The organism is Halorubrum trueperi (assembly GCF_042662525.1).
Classification (GTDB): Archaea; Halobacteriota; Halobacteria; order Halobacteriales; family Haloferacaceae; genus Halorubrum; species Halorubrum trueperi.
The window spans coordinates 243,142-263,545 of the sequence record NZ_JBHSXI010000009.1; the positions used below are offsets into that span (position 1 = coordinate 243,142).

At 67.6% G+C, this 20,404-nt stretch carries 19 protein-coding genes and 1 pseudogene; 12 read left to right on the plus strand and 8 right to left on the minus strand.

Translation table 11 applies throughout. The features are described 5' to 3' along the window. Together ACFQEY_RS08840 and trxA are read right to left on the minus strand one after the other, a co-directional pair. A pseudogene (locus tag ACFQEY_RS08840) lies at nucleotides 1-129 on the minus strand (aminotransferase class V-fold PLP-dependent enzyme); the annotation flags it as partial. Nucleotides 130-171: 42 nt separating this feature from the next. Continuing rightward, complete coding sequence (gene trxA / locus ACFQEY_RS08845) at nucleotides 172-513, minus strand: thioredoxin (protein WP_379767350.1); 342 nt, start codon at nucleotides 511-513, stop codon at nucleotides 172-174. A gap of 180 nt (nucleotides 514-693) precedes the next feature. Between trxA and ACFQEY_RS08850 the strand changes: the two genes are divergently transcribed. Then, nucleotides 694-1,947 (plus strand): AGE family epimerase/isomerase, encoded by a 1,254-nt coding sequence (locus tag ACFQEY_RS08850; protein WP_379767353.1) that lies wholly within the window; start codon nucleotides 694-696, stop codon nucleotides 1,945-1,947. 123 nt (nucleotides 1,948-2,070) lie between these two features. Here the strand turns inward: ACFQEY_RS08850 and ACFQEY_RS08855 are convergent, their stop codons facing one another. Beyond that, complete coding sequence (locus ACFQEY_RS08855; RefSeq protein WP_379767356.1) at nucleotides 2,071-2,688, minus strand: metal-dependent hydrolase; 618 nt, start codon at nucleotides 2,686-2,688, stop codon at nucleotides 2,071-2,073. Between the two features lie 360 nt (nucleotides 2,689-3,048). Here ACFQEY_RS08855 and ACFQEY_RS08860 point away from each other — a divergent pair, with 360 nt between their 5' ends. The 3 genes from ACFQEY_RS08860 to ACFQEY_RS08870 all read left to right on the plus strand — a co-directional run bounded on the left by ACFQEY_RS08860 (nucleotide 3,049) and on the right by ACFQEY_RS08870 (nucleotide 5,495). Further along, nucleotides 3,049-3,480, plus strand: a complete 432-nt coding sequence (locus ACFQEY_RS08860; protein ID WP_379767360.1) for an ester cyclase — start codon at nucleotides 3,049-3,051, stop codon at nucleotides 3,478-3,480. A gap of 309 nt (nucleotides 3,481-3,789) precedes the next feature. Continuing rightward, nucleotides 3,790-4,197 (plus strand): IS200/IS605 family transposase, encoded by a 408-nt coding sequence (gene tnpA, locus ACFQEY_RS08865; RefSeq protein ID WP_379767363.1) that lies wholly within the window; start codon nucleotides 3,790-3,792, stop codon nucleotides 4,195-4,197. Next, a complete protein-coding gene (locus ACFQEY_RS08870; RefSeq protein WP_379767366.1) occupies nucleotides 4,197-5,495 on the plus strand; it encodes an RNA-guided endonuclease InsQ/TnpB family protein in 1,299 nt (432 codons plus the stop codon). Before tnpA ends, ACFQEY_RS08870 begins: the two co-directional genes overlap by 1 nt. A gap of 604 nt (nucleotides 5,496-6,099) precedes the next feature. On the opposite strand, the gene ACFQEY_RS08875 is transcribed toward ACFQEY_RS08870, so the two are convergent. From ACFQEY_RS08875 to ACFQEY_RS08885, 3 genes are read right to left on the minus strand one after another with little or no spacing between them, the layout of a single operon-like run. After that, complete coding sequence (locus ACFQEY_RS08875) at nucleotides 6,100-6,885, minus strand: ABC transporter permease subunit (RefSeq protein ID WP_379767368.1); 786 nt, start codon at nucleotides 6,883-6,885, stop codon at nucleotides 6,100-6,102. Beyond that, on the minus strand, nucleotides 6,878-7,918 hold the full coding sequence (locus ACFQEY_RS08880; RefSeq protein WP_379767371.1) for an ABC transporter ATP-binding protein: 1,041 nt from the start codon (nucleotides 7,916-7,918) through the stop codon (nucleotides 6,878-6,880). Before ACFQEY_RS08880 ends, ACFQEY_RS08875 begins: the two co-directional genes overlap by 8 nt. Beyond that, nucleotides 7,908-9,521 carry a COG1361 S-layer family protein gene (locus ACFQEY_RS08885; RefSeq protein WP_379767374.1) on the minus strand — a complete coding sequence of 538 codons (1,614 nt, stop codon included), beginning with the start codon at nucleotides 9,519-9,521 and terminating at the stop codon, nucleotides 7,908-7,910. The genes ACFQEY_RS08880 and ACFQEY_RS08885 overlap by 11 nt, the downstream gene beginning before the upstream one ends. 208 nt (nucleotides 9,522-9,729) lie before the next feature. On the opposite strand from ACFQEY_RS08885, the gene ACFQEY_RS08890 reads away from it, so the two are divergent. Then, nucleotides 9,730-10,899, plus strand: coding sequence for a pyridoxal-phosphate-dependent aminotransferase family protein (locus tag ACFQEY_RS08890; protein ID WP_379767377.1), 1,170 nt, complete (start codon nucleotides 9,730-9,732; stop codon nucleotides 10,897-10,899). 86 nt (nucleotides 10,900-10,985) lie between these two features. On the opposite strand, the gene ACFQEY_RS08895 is transcribed toward ACFQEY_RS08890, so the two are convergent. Then, on the minus strand, nucleotides 10,986-11,876 hold the full coding sequence (locus tag ACFQEY_RS08895) for a bile acid:sodium symporter (RefSeq protein WP_379767380.1): 891 nt from the start codon (nucleotides 11,874-11,876) through the stop codon (nucleotides 10,986-10,988). Nucleotides 11,877-12,060: 184 nt separating this feature from the next. Between ACFQEY_RS08895 and ACFQEY_RS08900 the strand changes: the two genes are divergently transcribed. The 3 genes from ACFQEY_RS08900 to thiM all read left to right on the plus strand — a co-directional run bounded on the left by ACFQEY_RS08900 (nucleotide 12,061) and on the right by thiM (nucleotide 15,212). Continuing rightward, nucleotides 12,061-13,596 (plus strand): MATE family efflux transporter, encoded by a 1,536-nt coding sequence (locus ACFQEY_RS08900; protein WP_379767383.1) that lies wholly within the window; start codon nucleotides 12,061-12,063, stop codon nucleotides 13,594-13,596. A 139-nt stretch (nucleotides 13,597-13,735) separates the two neighbouring features. Further along, complete coding sequence (gene thiE / locus ACFQEY_RS08905; RefSeq protein ID WP_379767386.1) at nucleotides 13,736-14,374, plus strand: thiamine phosphate synthase; 639 nt, start codon at nucleotides 13,736-13,738, stop codon at nucleotides 14,372-14,374. Continuing rightward, nucleotides 14,364-15,212: a hydroxyethylthiazole kinase gene (gene thiM / locus ACFQEY_RS08910; RefSeq protein WP_379767389.1), complete on the plus strand. Its 849-nt coding sequence runs from the start codon at nucleotides 14,364-14,366 to the stop codon at nucleotides 15,210-15,212. Before thiE ends, thiM begins: the two co-directional genes overlap by 11 nt. Before the next feature lie 222 nt (nucleotides 15,213-15,434). Here the strand turns inward: thiM and ACFQEY_RS08915 are convergent, their stop codons facing one another. Next, nucleotides 15,435-16,142, minus strand: coding sequence for an SDR family oxidoreductase (locus ACFQEY_RS08915; RefSeq protein ID WP_379767551.1), 708 nt, complete (start codon nucleotides 16,140-16,142; stop codon nucleotides 15,435-15,437). 193 nt (nucleotides 16,143-16,335) lie between these two features. Here ACFQEY_RS08915 and ACFQEY_RS08920 point away from each other — a divergent pair, with 193 nt between their 5' ends. The 4 genes from ACFQEY_RS08920 (at nucleotide 16,336) to ACFQEY_RS08935 (ending at nucleotide 20,355) form a co-directional block, all read left to right on the plus strand. Then, a complete protein-coding gene (locus ACFQEY_RS08920; protein ID WP_379767392.1) occupies nucleotides 16,336-17,835 on the plus strand; it encodes a phytoene desaturase family protein in 1,500 nt (499 codons plus the stop codon). Continuing rightward, the gene (locus ACFQEY_RS08925; protein ID WP_379767554.1) at nucleotides 17,832-18,770 is read left to right on the plus strand and encodes a prenyltransferase; all 939 of its coding nucleotides are present in this window, start codon (nucleotides 17,832-17,834) and stop codon (nucleotides 18,768-18,770) included. Before ACFQEY_RS08920 ends, ACFQEY_RS08925 begins: the two co-directional genes overlap by 4 nt. Then, a complete protein-coding gene (gene cruF / locus ACFQEY_RS08930; protein ID WP_379767394.1) occupies nucleotides 18,767-19,666 on the plus strand; it encodes a bisanhydrobacterioruberin hydratase in 900 nt (299 codons plus the stop codon). The genes ACFQEY_RS08925 and cruF overlap by 4 nt, the downstream gene beginning before the upstream one ends. A gap of 131 nt (nucleotides 19,667-19,797) precedes the next feature. After that, the gene (locus tag ACFQEY_RS08935) at nucleotides 19,798-20,355 is read left to right on the plus strand and encodes a hypothetical protein (protein ID WP_379767397.1); all 558 of its coding nucleotides are present in this window, start codon (nucleotides 19,798-19,800) and stop codon (nucleotides 20,353-20,355) included. Nucleotides 20,356-20,404 lie beyond the last annotated feature (49 nt).

The following is a 20,404-nucleotide window of genomic DNA, read 5'->3' on the forward strand; positions in this document are numbered from 1 at the left end:
CTCGTGCTCGCCCCCCCACGACGAGGTGGCCTCGACGACGTACGCCGGACTCGGCCCGTGCGCCCCGAAGTTGAAGTACGCCGCCTCGGCGAGCGCCGGGACGTCCGCGCGCAGTTCGCGGGGGGTCATCCCCTCCGCCTCGGCTCCGGGGGCGTTCGCGGCGTCGGACATTCAGGCGGTGAGTCCGGCGACCACGTCGGTCAGGGCCTGCTCGGTCTGCGCGCCGACCATCCGATCGGCCAGCTCGCCGTCGGAGAAGACCAGAAGCGTGGGGATTCCCTGCACCCCGTACTCGCCCGCGAGGGCCTGATGGACGTCGACGTCGACCTTCAGGACGGTCGCGTCGGTGTCGCTCGCGATCGACTCCACGGCCGGCTCCATCATCTGACAGGGGCCACACCAGTCGGCGTAGAAGTCGACGAGGACGACGTCGTGGTCGGCGACGATCTCGTCGAAGTCGTCGGCGTCGGTCAGCTGGATCGGTTCCGTGGGGACGGATTCGGGTGAACTCATCATCGCACCGTACGCCCCGCGCGCTGATAATAGTTTTGGACAGATCTCACAATATCGCACACCGAGCCGTGATGCGACGACCGAAGGGCCGAGATACGGCGGCGAGGACCGAGCATCGTCGACGCGACCGCGGACGACGGTCGACAGTCATTAGGCGGAGAGGCACGGTCTCGTACAACGATGCACGACGCGACGCCCGAATCCGTCCGACGGCGAGCACGGACCCACCGAGCCCGGCTGCTCTCGACGCTCCGCGTTCAGTACCCGGACGTGCTCGCGGAGCGCGGGTACCGGCTCCTCCACCCGGAAACGGGGGACCGCTACACGGGCGTTCAACGACACCTCGTCGCCACCTGTCGGTCGGTCGCCAACTTCGCGGCGGGGGCGCTCGCTGACGGGCCGGACTGGTGCGGTTCGGCCGCCGAACACGGGCTGGCGTTCCTGCGGGAGGCCCACCGGGGCGACGACGGGGGCTACCACCTCGTCGTCGAGGAGGACGGGACGCCGGTCGACCGCACCCGGTCCGCGTACGGGCACGCGTTCGTGCTTCTGGCGTACGCCCGCACGGCGGACGCCGGCGTCGACGGCGCTCGCGACGGTCTCGCGGAGACACACGCGCTGATCGACGAACGGTTCCGCGACGGATCCGGTCTCCTCCGGAGCGACTGCGACGAGGACTGGGTTGAGCTGGCGGCCTACCGGGGTCAGAACGCCAACATGCACGCGTGTGAGGCGTACGTCGCCGCCTACGAGGCGACGGGCGACGAGACGTACCTCGAACGCGCGCGCCACGTCGCGGAGTCGATCGCGTTCGATCTCGCCGCCGAGACGAACGGGCTCCTGTGGGAACACTACACGGCTGACTGGGAGCACGACTTCGCTTACAACGCGGATCGGCCGCGCCACCAGTTCCGTCCGCCGGGGTACCAACCGGGTCACCACGCGGAGTGGGCGAAGTTCCTCGCTCTGCTCGACCGGTACGACGATCCCGACGCCTCGACCGCCATCGGGCCCGGAGACGGCTGGTACGCCCGGGGCCTCGACCTGTTCGACGCGGCCGTCGAGCACGGCTGGTCGGAGAACGGGTTCGTGTACACCCACGAGGCCGACGGATCCGTTCTCGTCCCGGATCGATACGGGTGGGCGCTCGCGGAGGCGATAGGCGCGTCCGCGGCGCTGGCCGAGCGGGCGGTGGCGCGCGGCGACGCGGAGGCGGCGGAGCGGCTTCGTCGGTGGCACCGGCGGTTCATCGTTCGAACGGACCTGTTCCGCGGCCCCGCGGGCGTCTGGTACGAGAAGCGGCTGCCGCCGGACGCGAACGGGGACCTCGTGGCGGCGGAGCCGCCCGGCGTCGAGCCCGATTACCACCCGGCCAGCGCCTACTTCGAGGGCTGGCGCTCGGCGCGCGGCGAGCTGGCCGGTCGCGACGCGTGAGGTCGTCGCGGCGGGTAGCGAGTTCGTCGCGGCGGGTAGTGAGTTCGCCGCGGTGGGTAGCGAGTTCGGCGACTGGGGCGTTGGCGGCGTTCACCGCCCCAGCATCATTTACTTAAAAACAACTCACCGCGGCGGGCCGTCGTTTCTATACCGATCGGGGAGATACGGGGCCGCCGCTGCGGGCACGAGGGAGATTGCGAGCGCGGCCAGCTCTGCGAGGTGGCGGCGGAGCGCGGTGTACGCGACCGCGACGATCAGCGTCGCGACTACGATCAGCCGGAGCGGGCCGTTGAGCAGGTAGAGGAGGGGAAGAGACAGACCAACGGAGAGCGCGAGATCCTCGACCGCTCCGTCGTACCGGACGCCACGGCGCGGCGCGATCCACCGCTTCCGGTAGTGGTCGTACACCGCGCGGTCGGAGGTTCCCTCCCACGGGCGGAGCTCCAACCCCCCGCCGTACATGTCCGCGACGCTGTGGATCGCCGCGCCGAGGGCGAACAGCGCGATCCCGACCGTGACGGCGGATGGCGCTACCAGCGCGGCGAGGACGGCGATCCCCGCGATCGCGGTGTAGTACACGGGGAAATGGAGGGTTTTCCGGTGGCCGACGTACATGTCGAGGTCCGGAAAGAGGCCGCCGAGGAACCCGGCGACGAAGCCGATCGGTGCCAGTTCCGGGGCCACGCGCACCAGCGGCGCGGCGAGCAGCATCCCGCCGAGCACGTGGGTCGGAAGCATCATCGTGCCGTTAGCGAAGCGACAGAAACATATGAACGTATCGGCCGACTCGTTGCGAGCCGTCGGCGTGAAACGGCTCGAACGCGCGCCACAGCCGTCGAATTCCTTCGATTTCTCTCGATTCGGCTCTGTTGAAAATCCTCTTTGTCAGATATAGGTGCGTGGCGCTGTTGAAATCCTGAGCCGATAGTAGGTTTCAACCGCCGTGCTGAATACAGCGGATGGATCGAGCAACGCTTGTGACCGATGGCAGCTATCCACGTATTTAGCTACCGGCCGGACATCGCAGTCCCCAGACAACTATGTTAGCAATGGTGCATGCTAGCTTATCTCGTCTGGGCGCGTCTCTACAAGTGGATTACCATGCCTGCACTAGTCGATAACAAGGAGATCGTCCGCCGGTTCGCGGAGGAGTTCATCAACGAGGGGAACTACGACACAGCCGAGGAGCTCCTCGCCGAAGATATCGCCGACCACACTCCGTTGGGCGATACGACCGGCCGTGAGACGGTCGTGGAAACCCTGAAGACGGTACGGACTGCGTTCCCCGACTTCGTCATTACCCCACAGGAAATCGTCGCGGAGGATGACACCGTCGCTGTTCGGATGACTCAGCGGGGAACCCATCAGGGCACGTTTATGGGAATCGAGCCGACCGGAAACGCGTTCGAGATCGAGGCGATGGCGTTCGTACGACTGGAGGACGGGAAGATCGTGGAGCGCTGGGGCAGGCCCGATTTGCTCGGACTGCTTCGGCAGCTCGGGCTGACGGAACTTCCTGCTGCGCCAGCCTGAAACGATCGTCGGGTCCCATATTTCTCCCTGGTGCTGCACTCGCGCCCTGTCTCTCACACAGCGTTCGTGACAGCGAGTGAGTGATTTAACGTTCGTCTCTTGTACTGGGTCCTTGGGGCACAAACTATCAACTTTTAGCTGGATATAGGGGCTAAGCCCCCACCCTCAACGGAGCGACCGAAGGGATCGGAGTAGGGTGGGGATACAGCGCCGTCATCACCTGTTCATATAGCGATACGGTTACAGGCCCACAGGCCCACGTAGTCGCAACGTTTTTGCGTTGGGGTACCGCATAATAGTACGAACCCAATGGAATACGACCTCGATTCGGGAGCGCATTCGACGTACTCCCTGCACTACCACCTGATACTCACCACGAAGTATCGGCGTGGAGTGCTAACTGAGGAGCGAACACAATTCATTCGCGGCGTTATCAGTGGGTTCACGGACAAGTACGGCGTCGAACTGACGAACCTCGACGGCGAGGACGACTACGTTCATATCCTGTTCCGAGCGAAACCCACCACCGACCTCGTGAAGTTCATCAATACGGTCAAGGGCGCAACCGCCCGCCGTATCCGAAACGAGTACCAGAATGAACTGAAGACCGAACTGTGGGGTGACTCGTTCTGGAACGACTCGTACTGTCTCATCTCGACGGGGCAGGTGTCTTTGGACGTTCTGAAACAATACGTCGAAGACCAGCGGGAGAACTGATGTACTACGCCTACAAGTATCGCCTCAAGCCGTCCGACGCCCAACGAGAGGAGTTGGACCGCCACCGCGATATTTGTAGGCAACTGTATAACCACACGCTCTACCGCCTCAACGAGTACCAAGACGAAAACGGTGAACTCCCGTCCATGACCACGCTTCGGTCGGAACTCCCCGACCTGAAGAAGTGGTGGGACGGTCTCTCGGACGTGTACTCAAAGGTTCTCCAGACCGTCGTGGAACGGCTGTTCGACAACCTCAAAGGCCTCTCCAAGCTCAAAGAGAACGGCTACGGCGTCGGTCAACTCAAATGGAAGCCACCACGGGAGTTCCGCAGTTTCACGTACAGTCAGTCTGGCTTCAAGCTCGACAAGAAGAGCGGTCAGACTGTCCTGTCACTCTCGAAACTCGCGGATATCCCGATCCGGCTCCACCGCGCCATTCCCGACGTTCATAAGAGCGACAGCTCTTGTGCAGCCCATCAGAAGTCTCCGATTTCTGAGGACGACGCGAATCTCAAACAGGTCACGGTCAAGAAAGAGCCGACGGGCGAGTGGTTCGCCACGTTTGGCGTCGAAATGGACCGAGAACCGCCCGAACCGCCTGAGAACCCCGAGCGGTGCGTCGGTGTCGACGTGGGGGTTCTCAAGTACGCCCACGACACCGACGGAACCGCCATCGGGTCGCTTGACCTTTCCGCCGAACGGGAACGACTGGAACGTGAACAGCGGTCCCTCTCACGGAAGGAACACGGGTCGAACAACTACGAGGCGCAACGGCGTCGAGTCGCGGAGTGCCATGCTGACCTCCGACGGAAGCGCCGCGACTTCTTGCACAAACTCTCGGCGTACTACGCGCGAGAGTACGATTTTGTGGCGGTCGAAGACCTAAACGTGAAGGGGATGATGGAGTCGCCGTCGAACAGCCGCAACACGGCGTCTGCCGCGTGGCGGACGTTCCTCTCGTTGCTCGAATACAAGTGCAAGCGAGAGGGGGCGCACTTCGTGGCGGTCAACCCAAGAGGGACGACCAAGGAGTGCGCTTGGTGCGGCGTCTCCACCGACAAACCGTTGTGGGTCCGTGAACACTCCTGTCCCGCCTGCGGGTTTGAGGCGGATAGGGACGCGAACGCGGCGTGGAACATCCTTTCTCGCGGTCTCGAAGATGTAGGAGTGGGACACTCCGAAAGAACGCCTGTGGAGAGTGCGCTCCCTACGGACACCTCCGTGTCTGCAAAGCGCGTCGTGGAATCAGGAAGCCCTACCCTTAAGGAGCGAACGGCGTCAGCCGTCAGCGAGTAGGGTAGGGTAGTTCACTAGTTTAATAGGGTCATTTACGTCTAAAACGCTGGTCGTTGACCAGTGTCGTCTGATCGTTTACGGGAGTGGGTATTGCACGCGGGTGGAGTGGTCATTTATAAGTGAGTGAGTGGTGTTGCCGGCGGCTGTTTATATATCGTTGCTGGCGCGGTGAATTGCTGTGTCTCTGGAGGTGATTGCGTATAAGTGATTGTTGTTGACAGAGCCGAGAACACCTCCAAAGCCCCAGCCGCGACGGCTCACGGCTTCGTCGCCGGCGGCTTCCAGAGGCGCTTCGCGCCGGCGACTGCCCCTTTGAGCCCCACCCGACCGCAACAGCCCCGCACCTCACGCCTCCCCAACCTCGCCGCTCGCTTCGCTCGCGGCGTCCCTCGCGGGCTCCTCGCGCCCTCCGGGCGCTCAGAGGCGCGCCGACAGCCTCGTTTATTTATAAGTAGCCGTCGCCGTCGCGCTCGACCATTTAAATACCGCGTCGCCGGCGGCGGATTGCAATACCCACTCCCGTTATTGCTCACCACGCTTCCTGTATTGACGGCACCCAGCACAGGAAATATCACTTGTTGAGAGTTTCAACAGGACCATCGATTCAGATATCTCGGCGTTGGAACAGCGCCTGCGCGAGGATGAGCAGGCCGACGAACGCGACGAGCAGGATGGCCGAATCGATCGGCTCGAACGACCCGTCTATCAGAATGGGGGTCGGCTCGTAGTACTGCGTCGGACTCAGGTACTGTATCCAGTCGTACGCGTCGGCCCCACCGACGACGGATTCGACGAGGTACAGGACGAAGACGGCCCCGACTGCGCCTCGCTCGGCGATCGCCGCGCGATCGACCGCGACCGAGAAGACGAGACCGATCCCCGCACAGACGAGGAGGAACGGGACGGACAGCAGGTGCGCGAGGAAGAGGTTCTCGACGGGCATCGACTCCCCGACGGCGACGACGAACAGGTAGATGATCGGGCCGCCGAGGGCGTTGACGGCGATCATTGGGACGAGCAGGGCGGCGAACTTCTCGACGAGCAGCCGGGCCCGCGTGACGGGAAACGACAGGAGGAGGTCCATCCGCTCCGTCTCGATGTCGCCCGCGACGGTGCCGCCGGCGACGTACGCGAAGTACAGCCCCAGCCCGAGCAGCCAGACGAAGTTGAACACCTGCGCGCCGAGGAACCCCTCGATCGTCGACAGGTTCTCGATGCCGAACGCCTCCAGCATCGCCGGCGGCAGGTCCTCGAAGACGTCCTCGTAGTTGACGCCCTCCAGCACGGTGAAGTACCAGACGATGAACCCGGAGTACGCCCCGACCCCGGCCGTGAGAATCGCGGCACCGCGAAGCCGCCGTCGCCCCTCGTACCGAACCGTCTCAAGCATTCGTCGTCCCCGCTCCGTCGCCCTCGCTCCCGTCCACCGCTCCGTCGCCCGCGGTCTCCTCGCCCTCGTCTGTCTCCTCTTCGTCCTCGCTTCCGATCGTCTCCTCTTCCACCACCTCCTCGCCCCCGTAGTAGTGAGCGAACACGTCCTCGATCGGAGGCTCGCCGATCTCCACGTCGCGGACGTCGTGGGCCGCGAGCTCGCGGAGGAGCGCGTTGGCGTCGCCGGCGTAGATGAACTGGGCCCCCTCGGCAAATCGCTCGGGGTCGACGACGCCGTCGAGGTCGGTTATCGCCGCGACCGCCGCGTCGCTCGCGTGAACGCGAACGTGTTTCCCGCCCCGGTGGAGCAGCGCTTCGACGTTCTCGAGTTCGACGAGTGACCCGGCGCGGAGGATGCCGACGCGGTCGCAGACGCGTCGCACCTCGCTCAACACGTGCGAGGAGAAGAACACGGTCGTGCCGCGGTCGCGCTCGTCCCGGACGAACTCGTTGAACCCCTCCTGTTTGAGCGGGTCGAGCCCGGCCGTGGGCTCGTCCATGATCACGAGATCGGGGTCGTGCATGAACGCCTGCACCAGTCCGAGCATCCGCTTGTTCCCGGTCGAGTACTCGCGTACCGGTCGCTCGATCGGCGGGGTGAAAAGCTCCAGCAGCTCGTCCCGGCGGCTCTCGCCTTTCACCGCGCCGTGGTAGTCGAGCACCGCCTCGCCGGTCACCTCCCCGTCGAACCCGAGGTGCGCGGGGAGGTAGCCGATCCGACGCTTTGCCTCGGTCAGCGCGGCCTCGTCGCGGATGTCGGCCCCGAGCACCGACGCCGTCCCCGAGGTGGGCTTTAACAGTCCCAACAGCATCCGGATCGTCGTCGACTTCCCCGCGCCGTTGGGGCCGAGGAAACCGAACACCTCCCCTTCCTTCACGGCGAAGGATACGGCGTCGTTCGCGACCACGCTACCGTAGTCCTTCGTGAGCTCTTCGACGACGAGAGGGTGATCAGCCTGGCCGGCCAGCGGCTGGTCTACTTCACCGGACATAGAACCACCACGCGCCGGCGGCGACGAGGATCAGGAGGATGATCAACACGCCGGCCTCGATGGGAATCTCGCCCCCGGACGACTCGACGACCGAGGCCGCGACCGTCGCGCGGTCTCCGGTGACGCGGATTCCGTCGGGGTCGGTGTGCGTGATCTCGACGGTCGCGGGGTACCGGCTCACCGGCGCGTTGCCGTCGACGGCGAGGTCGAACGCGACCTGATCCGTCTCCCCGGGCGGTAGCGACGGGATCACGGTCGTTCGGAACTCGCTCTCCAGCGGCTGGTCGACGGCGAGGCGCAGTTCGACGTCCCGGAGCTCGACGTCGCGGCGGTTCGTCACCTCGAGTCGCAACACGCCGTCCTCGCCGGCCGCGAACTGCGGATCGACCGCGGACACCGTCACCGCGTCCCGGCGTTCGGCGACGGGAACGCGGACCGCTTCCTGGGTCGTCCGTTCGGTGTCGGCGGCGCTCCGGTAGCTGGTCGAGAGATCCAGTTGCTGGGGAACCGAGTCGGCGTTCGCCGGGACCCCGCCGCGGAACCGGAAGGTGGCGTTCTCGCCGGCGGCGAGATCGCCGACGGCGTACCGCGGACTGCGAGGGACGAACGCCCCCTCGCCGACCGCGAGAACGACTCCCCGAACGTTGGTCGGCCCGTCGTTCCGGATCGTCCCGCTGACGGTTCCGTTCTCTCCGACGCGGAGCGTCGAGTCGTCGACCGCGACCGTGAAGGACTGCGCTGCGCGCGGTCGGAGCCCGACCGGAATTCCCTCGTGAGCGTCGCGGATGCCGTCGACGTCGGTGTATCGCACGGTACCGGTGAGGTCGAACGACTCCGCGGCCGCGTCCGTGCGGACACTCGCCGGGAACCGGACTGTCGCGTTCTCGCCGGGGTCGAGCCGCTCGATTCGAGCAGTGTTCCGTTCCGTCTCACCGAGCGCGAGGTCGGGGCCGTTGGCGGCGAGCTCGACCGAGAGGTCGCGCGCAGTCTCGCCGCCGACGTTGGTCACGTTCGCCGCGAGCGTTCCGGAGTCGCCGACCTGAACGTCGGCGTTGACCGTCCGCATCGCGAACCGGGGGGCGTCGTCGACGGTCACCGAGATCGATTCCGTCCGCGTCCGCGACCGGTCCTGAACGACCCCGCTCCGCGGCGCTGAGAGGTACGTGTGCGAGTACTCGAGCCGCACGTCGAGCGAGTACTCCCCCGGCTCCGCGTCGGCCGGCACCGCGACCGAGATGGGTACCTCGCGGACCTCGCCGTCACCGATCGAGCCGACAGCGAGTCGGTCCGTCTCGACGACGAGCGGCGAGTCGTCGTTCCGAACCTCGACGACGACGCTTCGCGCTGTCGTGACGGTGTCCCGTCGAACGTCCGACCCCGCCTCCACGTCGCCGTCGTTCGCGATCTGCACCGTGAGATCCGTCGCCGTCCCCGGCGACACTGTCGAGTCGGGGACGTACACGTCCAGTTCGGGCTCGCCGCGGATGAACGGCGGTTCCTCTTGGGCGACGGCGAATCCGGCGAACGCCCCGCCGAGAACTGCGAGGGTGACGAGGGCAGCGAGGACGGCGAGGACGTGGAGGGAGGGGGATCGTCGGGACATTCATCCCCCCGACCCGGCGGTCGCGTCGCATCCATCGGCCGGAAGGACCGACCGCGAGCGACAGTGATGGTCCCGTGTCATGTGTGTCACTCCGGTCGCCGATCATATATGTCTACGCGTGGTCCGTTGGCGCGCTCTCGCAGTGAGGGAGTCGCCCCGGTGGCCGTCGGTGCGGGGCGCTTATCTCGTTGGAATCGAGTGTCGACGTATGCTCATGACGCCGGGACCGACAGCGGTCCCCGCCCCCGTCCGCGACGCGATGAGCCGCGAGCTTATCAACCCCGACGTCGACCCCGAGTTCCACCGGATCTACGACCGGCTGACCGACCGGCTGGCGACCGTGTACGGCGTCGAGACGCCGACCGCGGCGGCCTCCGCCTCCGCCGGTGCACCGGTCGACTCCGCCGGTGCTTCGATCGACTCCGCCTCACCCGGTTCCCCGACCGTCGATTCCGAGGCGACGACCCGAGACGTCGTCGTCCCGGGCGGCGAGGGGATACTCGGGTTGGAGGCCGCGATCGCCTCGCTCGTTGAACCCGGAACCGAGGTGCTGTGTCTGTCCAACGGACTCTACGGCGACGGGTTCGCGGACTTCGTCGAGGACTACGGCGGGGAGGCGACCCTGCTCTCGGCCGAGTACGACGATCCGCTCCCGCTCGCCGACCTCGAAGCCGCGCTCGCCAACGACGGTCGACAGTTCGACCTCGCGACCATGGTTCACTGCGAGACGCCCACGGGGACGCTCAACGACCTCGGGCCCGCGCTCGATCTGCTGGGGGAGGCCGACGTCCTCACCGTCGTCGACGCCGTCTCGTCGCTCGGAGGCACCCCTGTCCCGACCGAGCGGATCGACGTCTGTCTCGGCGCGTCCCAGAAGTGCTTCAGCGCGCCGCCGGGGTTGACCACCGCCGCGATCAGCGACCGCGCGTGGAACGCGATGGCGGCGCGCGACCCCCACGCGCTGTACACGAACTTCCTGCCGTGGCGCGACACCGACGAGCGGTTCCCGTACACCCATCTCACCACGAACGTCGTCGCGCTCGACGAGGCGCTCGCGATCCTGCTCGACGAGGGACTCGACGACGCGTACGCCCGCCACGAGGCGGCCGCGGAGTGCTGTCGCGAGCGGGGGACGGATCTCGGACTGGAGCCGTTCCCGGATCCGGACCGAAGCTCCCCCACCGTGACGGCGTTTCACGTCCCCGGACGCGCTGGCGACCTCCAGCGCGCGCTCCGCGACGAGCGAGACGTGCTCGTCGCGACCGGGCTCGGCGACCTCGCCGACGACGTTCTGCGGATCGGTCACATGGGACACAACGCCCGGATCGAGCGCGTCGACGAGGCGATGGACGCGCTCGGGGCGGTGCTGCAGGGGTAGCGTACGTCGGCGTACTTCCGCCGTTTCGTCTCTCCGCCTGCGCTTCCCCTCGTCGACGCGTACCCCATCCGTGGTACGCTCAGCGCTCACGTCGTCGCGTCGGCGATCAGGGCCCCGCCGACCTGCTGGACGACGTAGTAGACGATGATCGAGACCGTCACGAGCGGGTCGGCGAGCGGGATCGATATGAGCAGCGCGATGCCGAGATTCTTCAGGCTCGTGGCGAAAAAGAGCGGAATCGCCCGTTTCCGGGCGACGCCCAATCCCCGCTCACAGACGGCGGTGACGCCAAGACCGAAGCCGAAGAGCAGGACCGAGACGCCGACGATGGCGAGGAGCGAGGAGCCGGCGATTCCGAACGCGTCCACGCCGGCGACCGCGGTGTAGATCAGGAGCAGTATCGCGAGCGTTGAGCCGCGCTCGACGAGCGCGGGGGAGATCGAATCGGACGGGACGATCGCCGTGAGTAGTACGCCGCCGCCGACGATCACCACGAGATCGGTAAGGATGGACGCGGCGGGGACGGTAAACTGCGATCCCACGAGCTGAGTGAGCACGATAGGGGTCGCCGCGGGCGCGATCAGGAGCGAGACGATCGAGATGATCGTCGCGAGCTGGACGTCCCCGCACGCCAGTCGGGTCCAGACGATCGCGCTCCCCGCCGTCGTCGGGACGGAGAGCGCGATCGCGAACCCGACGAGGGCCGTGTCCCGGAGGACCGACTCCGCGATTCGGGTCCCCACGACGGGCAGGAGGAGGTACGAGAGGCAAAGCGAGAGCGCGATCAACAGCGCGTACGACGAGTAGTCGATCTCCGCCAGTCGCAGACCCTGTAGCGACGTGTACACGAGAAAGACGACGAGCGGCGTGATCAGCGGGTCGAGGTACGGTCCGAGGTGCGGGACCGCAACGCCGACGCCGGCGGCCCCGAGCACGAGGAACACGTTGCCGAATCGGCCGATAATTCTCCGTACCATCGGGAAGCGAGGTCAACTCCGTCAGTATGTCTCGCCGAACGCCCATCGGCTTAGGGGTACTGATCGCGACCGTCGTTTCCGGTTGATGCCACCTACGCACTCGCCGTCTCGCCGCACCGAATCCTCGCCCGAATCGGCGCGAATCACAAGGGATATACTCGTCCTGACTGAATGGTCAGTCAGGATGGGGCGTAGCTCCGCGGACGGCACGGGCGACGAACGGCGGACGGACCGCTCGGTTACGCTCACCGACGGCGACCTGTTCAGGCCTCTCGTGGTGCTGTCAGCGCCGATCGTCTTCTCGCAGCTGCTGCAGGTCGGGTACAACCTCGCGGACACGTACTGGGTCGGTCGGCTCGGCGCGGAACCGGTCGCGGCGCTGTCGTACGCGTGGCCGATCGTCTTCCTGATGGTGAGCGTTGGCGGCGGGTTCACCGTCGCAGGGACCGTGCTCGTCTCGCAATATAAAGGGGCCGACGACGCCGCGAAGTCGCACCACGTCGCCGGACAGATCCTCTCGTTCGTCACGCTGATCTCGGTGGTCGTCTCGCTCGTCGGGTACCTGCTCTCGCCCACGCTCGTCTCGCTCGTCGGCGCGACGCCGGGGACCGAACCGTACGCGATGGCGGTGAGCTACACCCGGATCGTCTTCGTCGGCGTCGCGTTCATGTTCTGGTTTTTCATCTTCGACGCGCTCTCCCGAGGGTGGGGCGACACCCGGACGCCGCTGTACCTCATGGCGATAAGCGTCGCCATCAACGTCATCGTCGACCCGTTCCTCGTGCTCGGCTTCGACGGGAACCCTGTGTTCGCCTGGGTCGGACTGGGCGGACTCGGAGAGTCGCTGTTCGCCGCGACCGGGTTCACGGGATTCGGGATCGAGGGCGCGGCGGTCGCGACCGTGTTCTCGCGCGGTATCGCGGCGACCGTCGGGCTGTACCTGCTGTTCAGCGGGCGGGTCGGGCTCGATCCGTCGCCCGCGGACCTGGTTCCCGATCTCCCCGTCGTCCGGCAAATACTCGACATCGGCGCGCCGATCGCCGCCGAGCAGGGGCTCAGAGCCGGCGGGATCGCCGTCCTCACCGCGGTCATCGCCCTCGCCGGCGACGACGCGGTCGCGGCCTACGGGATAGTCAATCGACTCTCCTCGCTGATGTTCCTCCCGGCGTTGGGACTCGCGCGCGGTACCGAGACGGTCGTCGGACAGAACCTCGGCGCGGGGCAGGTCGACCGCGCCAGGCGGGCGGTCTACATGAGCGCCGGCGTGGTCGTGGCGGCGTTCGTCGTCGTCGTCGCCCTCGCGTACCCCTTTGCGGAGTCGATCGTCGGGTTCTTCCTGAACGTCGAGGCCGGCGGAGCCGTCGACTCCGTCGCGGTGATCGACATCGGCGCGCGGTACATCTGGATCACCGGACCGGTGTACGTCTTCCTCGGAATCTTCCAGATCGTCCTCGGCGGGATCCGCGGAAGCGGGAGCACTCGGGCGGCGATGCTGCTCTCGACGACGGAACTCTGGGTGTTCCGGATCCCTATCAGCGTCCTCCTCTTGGTCGGGTTTGGCGCAGGGATCGTCGGGGTCTGGTACGCGGTCGCGATCTCCTACGTCGGCTCCGCCGCGATCGCGGTCGCGTGGTTCCGCCGCGGAACGTGGACCGAGAACGCGATCACGGGACCGAACGAAGGAAGCGTCGCGCGCGCCGAGGAGACGGCTATCGACTGAGGCGCATCTCGGCTCTCGACCGAGCGATCCACATCCTCGTGGCGAGACCGCCGCCATCGAGACAAGAGCGCAGCCCCCGCGACGCGACTCTGCAGAAAGCGACGGAACCGTTTTAACCCACCACTCGAAGATACCACCGATGAATCCCACCGGATGGCGTGCGTATCTCGTGACTCAGGGGAGCCTGTCGGCGGGGCGTGACACGACGTCGATCGTCGAGGCGGCGATCGCGGGCGGCGTCGACGCCGTACAGTTGCGCGACAAGGACCGATCGGCGCGGGATCGGTACCGACTCGGACGCCGCCTGCGGGATCTCACGGCCGCCGCGGACGTTCCGCTGATCGTCAACGACCGGGTCGATCTGGCCGCCGCGATCGACGCCGACGGGGTCCATCTCGGGCAGTCGGATCTCCCCGTCGCGGTCGCCCGCGATCGACTCGGCGACGGGGCGATCCTGGGCTGCTCGACCTCGACGGTCGCGGAGGCGGAGGCCGCCCGGTCGGCGGGTGCGGACTACCTCGGCGTCGGCGCGGTGTACGGCACGGACTCCAAGGACGTGCCGGACGCGACGAACGGGATCGGCACGGATCGCGTCGCGGCGATCGCCGACGCCGTCGACGTCCCCGTGTTCGGGATCGGCGGGATCGACGCGACGAACGCCGACGCCGTCGCGGCGGCGGGCGCGACCGGCGCGGCGGTCATCTCGGCCATCACCGCCGCGGAGGATCCGGAAGCCGCGACCGCGACGCTCCGCGAGGTGATCGAGGATGCCCGCTGATCCGATCGACGGTGAGACAGTCCAGTCGGCGCTGTCCGCGGTGGGGGCGTCGTCACCGCTCGTCCATCACCTCACCAACGCCGTGACGATGAGCGAGACGGCCAACGTCACGCTCCACTGGGGCGGGCTCCCGGTGATGGCCGACGCTCCCGCGGAGGCGGGCGACATGGCCGCCGACGCCGACGCGGTCGTGATCAACACCGGGACCGCGTCGACGACCGACGTCGAGGCGATGATCGACGCCGGAGCGCGGGCGAACGAGGCCGGCGTTCCGGTCGTGCTCGATCCGGTCGGGTACGGTGCGACGCCCCACCGCGTCGACTCAGTCGGCCGGATCCTCGACGCGGTCGCCGTCGATGCGATCAAGGGAAACGTCGGGGAGATCAGGGGACTCGCGGGTGAGGAGGCGACGGTCAGAGGCGTGGAATCGGTCGCCGACGGCGACGTTGACGTCGCCGACGCGGCTCGCGCGCTGGCCGAGGAGACCGCCGCGACGGTCGTCGTCTCCGGTGTCGCGGACGTCGTCGCCGACGCGGCGGCGGCCTACGAGCTCGCGGTCGGGCACGGGCGGATGGGTTCGTTCGTCGGGTCGGGCTGCATGCTCGCGAGCACGGTCGGGACGTTCGCGGCGACGACGGGAACCCCGGACGCGCCGATCGAGACGGTGACGGATGCCGCGCTGGCGGCGACGGCCGCGTACGGTCTCGCCGGGGAGCGCGCGGCGGCGGCGGACCCGGACGGTCCCGCGAGCTACCGAACCGCGTTCATGGACGCGGTCGCGTCGCTCGCGGCCGAGGGCCCGGACGCGGATATCGCACCTCGGATAACTCCGATCTGAGACACCCAGTGGCGGCTTCGTTGAAGCCCATCTTCCGAATCACGTTCTCGAACGAACGTTCGTTCCGATATCCGAGCGCAGCGGCGACCATCGCTCATAAGTGAACGGTGCTATCGGCGTAGCCGGCGACCGGGGCTTTGGAAGCGGTCACCGTGCGGTTGGTCACCGCGCGGTCAACGATTTATAAGCGAGCGGTCGACTTAGGTCTCGGAGCCGGTTCACTTACCGGGTCGCGGCCTTCCACTCGCGGAGCCCGAGCCGCTCGCCGTTCAGGTCCTCGGCGGGGGCCTCGGTGGCCGCCCAGACGAAGAGCGGCGCGACGCTCTCGGGGGCGCGGGCGCGCTCTTTCCCGGTGAGGTCGGTCGCGACGAGTCCGGGGTCGACCACGCCGACCGTCGCGTCGAGGTCGGCCGCGAACCCCCGCGCGACCGCCTCGGCGGCCGCCTTGGAGACCGCGTACGCGCCCATTCCCGGCCGCGACTCGCGGGCGGCGGAGCCTGACGGAACGATCACCCGAGCGTCGTCCGCGAGGTGCGGGGTCGCCTCGCGGATCGTCGCGAAGACGCCGCGGGCGTTCGTCCGCATCGTGTCGTCGTACTCGGCGTAAGCCGTGTCGTCGGTCGCGCGCTCCCCCGGAGCGCCGTGGAGGACGGCCGCGTTCGCGACCGCGATGTCGATCGGGCCGGCCTCGCGGGCGACCCGCTCGAAGAAGCGTTCGAGGTCGAACTCGTCGCGTACGTCGGCGCGTGCGCCCCACGCGACGCCGGTCGACTCGTCCGCTTCGGTGCCGTTCAGCTCCGCGACGGTCCGATCGACGGCGTCGCCGTCGCGCCCGGAGACGGCGACGAACGCCCCCTCGTCGACGAACGCCTCGGCGACAGCTCGCCCGATCCCGCTCGTTGCGCCGGTGATCGCGACCGTCGGATCCATGTGGGGGTCCGCTACGAGCGTCGCCGACTTAGGCGTACTCACTTGAATCGTCTCGACGTGGGGCGATGACCGCACCCGGAAACGGCCGGGAGGTGACCGCCCCCGGAAACGACCGGGAGGTGACCGCACCCGGAAACGACCGGGCGGCAGCGTCTGGCCGCCATTTATACTTGCGCCGGCCGTGGGATCCGACATGGACGTGGCCCCGGACATCGACGCCGTGGCCGGCGAATCCGTCGTGGTGATCGGCGGCGGGTTCGGCGGCCTCTCGACAGCGTGTTACCTCGCAGACGCCGGCGCGGACGTCACCCTCCTCGAAAAGAACGAGCAGCTCGGCGGGCGCGCGAGCCGGCTGGAGTCCGACGGTTTCCGATTCGACATGGGCCCCTCGTGGTACCTGATGCCAGACGTGTTCGAGCGGTTCTTCGACCACTTCGGACGATCGCCGGACGAGTTCTACGAGCTGGAGCGGCTCGACCCGCACTACCGCGTGTTCTGGAAGGACGGCGATCGGGTCGACGTGCTCCCCGACCACGAGGCGAACAAGGCGCTGTTCGAGGAGTACGAGCCGGGCGCGGGCGAGGCGTTCGAGGACTACCTGGAGGAGGCGGAGCGAACCTACGAGATCGGGATGGAGCACTTCGTGTACGAGGACCGCCCGCGGCTCCGCGACTACGTCGACCGCGACGTGCTCCGGTACTCGTGGGGGCTCTCGCTTCTGGGGAAGATGCAGGGGCACGTCGAGGGCTACTTCGATCACCCGAAGCTCCAGCAGCTGATGCAGTACACCCTCGTCTTCCTCGGCGGGTCGCCGACGAACACCCCCGCGCTGTACAACCTGATGAGCCACGTCGACTACAACATGGGCGTCTACTACCCCGAGGGCGGGATCGGAGCCGTCGTCGACGGGATCGTCGAGCTCGGGGAGGACCTCGGCGTCGAGTACGTCACCGACGCCGAAGTGACGGCCATCGAAGGGCGACAGGGAGGGTTCGCGGTCGACGCTGTCGACGACGACCGCTATCTCGCGGATCTGGTCGTCTCCGACGCGGACTACGCGCACACGGAACAGGAGCTGCTCCCGCCGCGAAAGCGCCAGTACGCGGCGGAGTACTGGGAGTCGCGGACGTACGCGCCCTCGGCGTTCCTGCTGTACCTCGGCGTCGAGGGCGACGTGCCGGAGCTGGCCCACCACACGCTGGTGTTACCGACGGCGTGGGACCGCCACTTCGAGCAGATCTTCGATGACCCGTCGTGGCCCGACGATCCCGCGTACTACCTCTGTGTCCCCTCGGAGACCGACGACACGGTCGCGCCCGAGGGACACAGCAACCTCTTCGCGCTCGTTCCCGTCGCCCCCGGACTGGATGACACCCCGGAGATCCGCGAGGAGTACCGCGACCTCGTCATCGACGACATCGCGGAGAACGCGGGGACCGACCTCCGCGACCGGATCGTCTTCGAGGAGACGTTCTGCGTGAACGACTTCGCCGACCGGTACAACAGCTACCGGGGGAGCGCGCTGGGGCTGGCGCACACCCTGCGACAGACCTCGTTGCTGCGACCCCCCCACCGGTCGGACGCGGTCGACGGCCTCTACTTCACCGGCTCGACGACGACCCCCGGCATCGGCGTCCCGATGTGTCTGATCAGCGGCCAACTGACAGCCGAAGCGCTGTCGAAGACGGCGTGAGCGACACCGTGAGCGAATCCGACCCCGACCGGCGCTCGGCGGGAAGCGGGACCGAGCAGCGCTCGATCGCCGACCATCGTTCGATCGGCGACAGGCTCCGGTACCTGTTGGTGCTGTCGCGGCCCCGCTTCTGGCTCTACCTCGCGGGTCCCGTCGCCGTCGGCGTCGCGTACGGAATCGGCGACGCGAGCGAGCTGTTCACGCCCGTCACGGTCGCGCTCGCGGCCTACTTCCTCGTGCCGGCGAACGTGTTCCTCTACGGGGTCAACGACGCCTTCGACGCCGACGTCGACGAGCTGAATCCGAAAAAGGAGGGCCGCGAGGCGCGCTGGCGCGGGAGCCGCCTCGTCGCGCTCGCGGTGCTCGCCTCGGCGGCGCTCGGGATCGGGACCATCGCGATCGCGCCGCGGGTCGCGTGGCCGTATCTCGCGGGATTCCTGCTGCTCGGCGCGGGGTACAGCTCGCCGCCGGTGCGGTTCAAGACGACGCCGTTCCTCGACTCGATCTCGAACGGGCTGTACATTCTCCCGGGTGCGGCCGCGTACGCCGCGGTCGCGGGGATCCATCCCCCGCTGGCGGCGCTCGCCGGGGCGTGGCTCTGGACGATGGGAATGCACACGTTCTCCGCGATCCCCGACATCGAACCCGACCGGGCCGCCGGGATCCGGACGACCGCGACGCTGCTCGGCGAGGATCGGACCTACGCCTACTGTCTCGCCTGCTGGGTCGCCGCCGCGGCCGCGTTCGCCGCGGTCGATCCACGACTCGGGGCGCTGCTCGGGGTGTACCCGGTCTTCGTCGCGTGGGTCGCGACGTCGTCGGTCGCGGTCGACCGCGCGTACTGGTGGTTCCCGGCGCTGAACACCGCCGTCGGCGCGCTGCTGGCGATGGGCGGGCTCTGGCTCGTCTACCCGATCACGGAGGTGCTCGGATGAGCGACCCGGCCGGATCCCCCGAATCCCCTGAACCCGCCTCCGCGCCCGGACGATTCGACGCGCTCCGCGCCCGACTCCCAGACACCCGGGCAGAGACGGAGCGCCGACTCGACCGACTCGTCCGCGAGAACCGGTTCACGATCGCCGTGGTGTTCCCGCTCGTCGGGGCGTTCGCGCTCGTCGGCAGCGCGGAGGGGTGGGTGCCGGAACCGCTCGCGTTCAACCCGTGGTTCGTGCTGTTGGGCGTGCTGGTGATGCGCTCGCCGCTCGTCGTCGGCGTGCTTCCCGAGATCGACAGGCGGGCGCTCGGATGGCTCGGCGTCCTGATCGTGTACACCTACGCGATCGAGCTGTTCGGTGTCGCGACCGGATGGCCCTACGGCTCCTTCGAGTACACCGTGAGCCTCGGACCGATGATCGCCGGCGTGCCGGTCGCGCTGCCGGTCTTTTTCATCCCGCTCGTGGTAAACGCGTACCTGCTTTGTCTCCTCCTTCTGGGGCCGCGAGTATCGAACCGGTGGCTCCGACTCGCGACCGTGATCGCGGGGGTCGTCGCGATGGACGTGGTCTTGGACCCCGGCGCGGTCGCGCTCGGCTTCTGGAGCTTCGGCGGCGGCGCTTTCTACGGCGTCCCTCTCTCGAATTACGCCGGCTGGGTGCTGTCGGCGACGGTCGCGGTCGTCGCGCTTGACCGCGCGTTCGACGCCGACGGGCTCCGCGAGCGGCTGCGTGATTGCGAGTTCGCGCTCGACGACATGGTGAGCTTCGTGATCCTCTGGGGCGGGATAAACCTCTGGTACGGGAACCCGATCCCCGTCGCCGTCGCCGTCGCGTTCGGCGTCGGACTCGTCCGCGCCGATCGGTTCGACGCCCGGCTCTTCGCACCGCGGAGGTGAGCGAGTGCGGTGATGAGCGAGCGCTGAGATGAGCGAGCACGAGCCGCGTCGGTGCGTCTTATATACGGCCGGCTCGTCGGTGGACGTATGACCGATCGCGTCGCCGTCGCGTTCCGGACGGAGGGCGAAGCGTGAACCGCCTCGCCATCGAGTACGTGGGCCACGAGCGCGTGCGGGAGATCGTCGACCGACTGACCTACTGCGCCGAGCACGTCAGCGTCTCCTTCGACGGCTGGGACGAGCCCCACGTCAAGGGCCCCGGGCTGTACTTCGCCGTCGTGGCGGACCGAGAGTACGGGGCCTACGCCGACCCGATGGGCGACAACCGGTGGCCCCGCGAGCGGTGCCCCTCGGCGTTCGCGGCGGACGGGTTCGTCGAGGTCGTCGAGTCGGTGAGCGTCGAGCAGGACGGTGGCGTCGTCGTCGCGGTCGACGGCGAGATCGAATCGCAGATGGTCCGCTTCAGGGACCTCGGAACCCGCAGCGGCGAGTCGGACCTCGTCGACGACGTGAACTACGAGCCGTGGATGGGCTCGCGACACATGAGCGCGATCGAGACCTCGATCCGGCCGGAGGTCGTCGCGACGGTCACCCTCAGCGAGGAGACCGGGCGCGTGAGCGTCTTCCGGGACGGCGAGGCCGACTCGATGCAGCGGCACGAACTCGGCGGCCGCTGGCGCGCCGAGTGAGTGCCCGTCCCGCGGTCGACGACGCTCGACAACACATCGGGCACCGCCG